We start from the raw sequence: 1,058 nt of genomic DNA, 5'->3' as shown, positions 1-1,058 counted from the left end.
ATGTACATAACCCTAAATCTATTTAACTACTTTACTAAGCAGGACTTACAAATATTCAGTAAAAACCTTAGGAGGCACAAATCATGAGAGCACTAAAAAAACTCGTTCGTTTTGGTTGGGAGCAGGCTTTATCATGTTTGTTTCCTGTCGTTATTTTTGCCTCTTTGGCTTTTACACAGATCATGCCACTTCCATTTCTACCACGGTATGACTGGCTACTCATCATCTGCCTTCTGATGCAGTGGTGGATGATACGTTCTGGGCTTGAAACACGGGATGAACTAAAGGTTATCACATTGTTCCACCTTATTGGACTTGCGCTTGAAATTTTCAAGGTACATATGGGCTCTTGGTCTTATCCAGAGGAAGGATATTTCAAAATTTTTGGAGTGCCTCTCTATAGCGGATTCATGTACGCAAGTGTAGCGAGTTATCTTTGCCAGGCGTGGAGGAGATTTAATGTTGAACTAGTAAAGTGGCCACCGTTTCTGGTAGTTGTACCTCTTGCAGCTGCGATTTATTTGAATTTTTTCACCCACCATTATTGGATTGACGTTCGTTGGTGGTTATCTGGACTCGTAATTATCGTCTTTTGGCAATCATGGGTCACTTACGTGGTTGATGGAACTCGTTACCGTATGCCACTCGCACTTTCTTTTGTGCTCATCGGATTTTTTATCTGGATAGCCGAAAATATCGCAACGTTCTTTGGAGCTTGGGAGTATCCAAACCAAACCGATGCATGGAGTCTCGTTCATCTAGGAAAAGTGAGTTCATGGCTCCTATTAGTGATTGTTAGCTTCCTTATAGTAGCGACGTTAAAGCGCGTGAAGGGAAAAATTCCACTAGGATAGATACTAAACAATTTCTATTACTGTTAAGAACGCTTTTATAAAAAATTCGGATAGTAAGGAATTCGACTTTTTTTAGGTTGAAGTACTCCTAGCGTACAAAATTCCGAATAAGATAAACTGGAAAAAGCAACGTTCGAATTGTTGCTTTTTTCTTTTTAAATAGCTTTTGATTTAACAATACTCCGGGAATGCAATTATTAGGGG

Annotated in this window: 1 protein-coding gene; it reads left to right on the top strand. The window is 39.5% G+C overall.

Annotated elements, in window-relative coordinates:
• Positions 1-83 precede the first annotated feature (83 nt).
• Positions 84-854, top strand: coding sequence for a DUF817 domain-containing protein (locus AC1DSB_RS19810; protein ID WP_477533359.1), 771 nt, complete (start codon positions 84-86; stop codon positions 852-854).
• The last annotated feature ends 204 nt before the right edge of the window (positions 855-1,058 follow it).

The organism is Paenisporosarcina sp. P4_E4_2 (genome assembly GCF_056401595.1).
The sequence above is the reverse complement of the archived record's forward strand: the minus strand, read 5'-3'. Positions and strand labels throughout refer to the sequence as shown.